Below are 2,292 nucleotides of genomic sequence, written 5' to 3' on the forward strand. Positions count from 1 at the left end.
GCTCAGTATTAAATCATGTGTGATGTTATCGGATGATAAGCAAGTCATTGATACTTTCAATGCGGAGGCGCGTAGCCCCTTTGATGAAGCTTGGGAGGAAACGCACAATGCAGGTTGCCCTAATGAAATTGAGCCTGAGCCCATGCCGACAGGAGTTTCTTTTGAAACATTCATGACGCTGATCAACCAAAAAAGTCAAGATAATGCGGTAGAGCCAAGAATAAGCCAACTTGCCGCTGAGATCATGGGTTATTCTCGACTGCAAGATGCAATAAGAGCACATTTTAGCCCTGACGGTGGAGAGGGAACAGAGTCGTATTTAAGCTTTATGTTGGCATTTATACCTGCAGCAGAGCGTCCTAAAGATGCACATTTTTTTTACCGCGGCATTCGTTATAAATTTGCCAAAAGTTATTACCGACTTGATTTTCAGCTTACACGGGAAAAAACACATGGTAAACAGGACTTTCATGAAATAGAGGGAGACCCTGATCCAGGGTTACGGTATGAAATCATGACAGGCTATGACAATGTAGCAATATCTGATGTTGATTATCGTAAAGGTTTAAAGACGATTGCAGTGACACCTAAATCGACGGTTTATAATTTATTATCTAGCCAGTCAAAAAACGTTTATATAAAAAAATATGAGGAATTAGCAGAAGCGATCGTTAAACGTATTATTAGGGATATTAATGAAGAAAAAGTTAACGAAAAAATTAACTTAGGAAAATCTATTGTCGTTGATTTAATCTTTTTAGCGTTTGGGGTGGGGGCAGCAATTACAACCGTGAAAAATGGTGCGAGAGTGATCCCTTTGCTTGCCGATGGGTTAAATGTGATTTTTTCAACGAATGAATTGATTGAGGATTCCACGGCTTTGTGGGGGTATAACAAAGATGAAGGATATAACGTCCTGTTAAACTCCTTGAAATACCTTGATTCTCAGACAGGGAATACAAAAAGTTTTGTGACGACGTATCATGCCATGAACCTGTTTATGTTTTTTGGTAAAAAGGTTAAAACACAAGCTATTACCAGTGTCGGAAGTATGGGGATTGGAGGCACACTCTATTTAGAGTCCTTTCAAGGTGAACCTAAATTACATAACGTGTCTCAAAATAAATAGAATAAAGGACTATTATGGCTAAACTCTTCGAATTTACAGAAGGTTATCTTAAGGGGATTACCGCAAAAATAGTGAGTGAGGAATCAGTAAAATCATTAACAAATATGCTTGTTACTCGCTTTAATGTGGTCGGAAAAAACCTTTACTCGGCACTTTGATGATACGATAGTGACTTGTTTTGGTCCAAAACCAGATGGAACATGTGTACTACGTATACAAGGTAATCCGAAAGGTGGTGGACGCCGAGTGACAGGACATATCGAACTTAATTTAAAATCTGAGCATAAATTACAAAAGGTATTAACCTCGGATTTGTTTTATGACGGGGTTGCTTCCATGAAAATGGCGCAGTTTGTGGGGTATCTCGGCGAGCAGCATGTTGCCAATGAAATCAAAAAAGCACGTTATTTGATAAGCTGTTTATGAAAACGCGTTATGGTAAAGCTCCATTAGCGAACAAATCTTCCCGTCTTGATAAGGATGGTAATGAATTAAATCCTTTATTTGGTAAACGCTTTGTTCCTGAAAAAATGATAGCGTTACAAAATGCGAAAGGTCAAGGTATTGACTTGATTTGCAAAATTGAGCCACCGCCGCCTGAGTGGGTTACGTTTGAAATCAAAACGACGATGAAGGATAAGTTTGGGCCAAATTCAACACCAAAAGGAGGTGAGGCAAGCGAAGCTCAAAAAGATTACTTGAAAAATATAAGAGATCATTCAAAAGCAGCAACAGAGTCAATGAGACTTGGAAGGAATGATTATAATTTAAATAAAAAACAGTTGGACTTATTAAATAGTATTTCTAAGGAGCTGAATATCAATAATATTGTTGGTTATAAATTAACGGTGGCAGTTGATGATAAATTTAATGTTGGTGGAAACAATAAATACCCATTCTTTTACTACCTAGAGGATTTAGATAAATGAGTAGAGTTGATAGAGTACTAAAATATACAGAAAAAAAAATAAAAAATGCAAAGACTGATCTATGTAAAGTAAACGACAGTATAGATGATGATTTTGTAAAAAGTATTAAGGAATCTATAGGGCGTGATAAAGAAAAAAGATATATTGACTATATGTCAACATTAGATTTTGATACGCCTTCAATTGCATTTATTTATTTATTGGAAGTTTATAGGAATAAAAAAGAATCTTTTT

The 2,292-nt window shown here is 36.4% G+C and carries 3 protein-coding genes and 1 pseudogene; all 4 read left to right on the forward strand.

The genetic code is table 11. The annotated features are described in order from the left end of the window. Positions 1–1,129, forward strand: a 1,129-nt coding sequence (locus PSE69_RS19435; RefSeq protein ID WP_272675330.1) for a hypothetical protein, incomplete at its 5' end; no start/stop codon positions are given. A 123-nt stretch (positions 1,130–1,252) separates the two neighbouring features. Beyond that, a complete protein-coding gene (locus PSE69_RS19440) occupies positions 1,253–1,555 on the forward strand; it encodes a hypothetical protein (RefSeq protein ID WP_143474523.1) in 303 nt (100 codons plus the stop codon). After that, on the forward strand, positions 1,552–2,058 hold the full coding sequence (locus PSE69_RS19445; RefSeq protein WP_223854626.1) for a hypothetical protein: 507 nt from the start codon (positions 1,552–1,554) through the stop codon (positions 2,056–2,058). Before PSE69_RS19440 ends, PSE69_RS19445 begins: the two co-directional genes overlap by 4 nt. Beyond that, a pseudogene (locus PSE69_RS19450) lies at positions 2,055–2,292 on the forward strand (hypothetical protein); the annotation flags it as partial. The gene PSE69_RS19445 and the pseudogene PSE69_RS19450, both read left to right, overlap by 4 nt.

Origin of the sequence: Providencia sp. PROV122 (genome assembly GCF_028482365.1) — a bacterium.
Classification (GTDB): Bacteria; Pseudomonadota; Gammaproteobacteria; order Enterobacterales; family Enterobacteriaceae; genus Providencia; species Providencia stuartii.

Coding starts and splice junctions, on each gene's coding strand:
- PSE69_RS19445 (WP_223854626.1), top strand. CDS start 1,552: ATGAAAACGCGTTATGGTAAAGCTCCATTAGCGAACAAATCTTCCCGT.
- PSE69_RS19440 (WP_143474523.1), top strand. CDS start 1,253: ATGTGGTCGGAAAAAACCTTTACTCGGCACTTTGATGATACGATAGTG.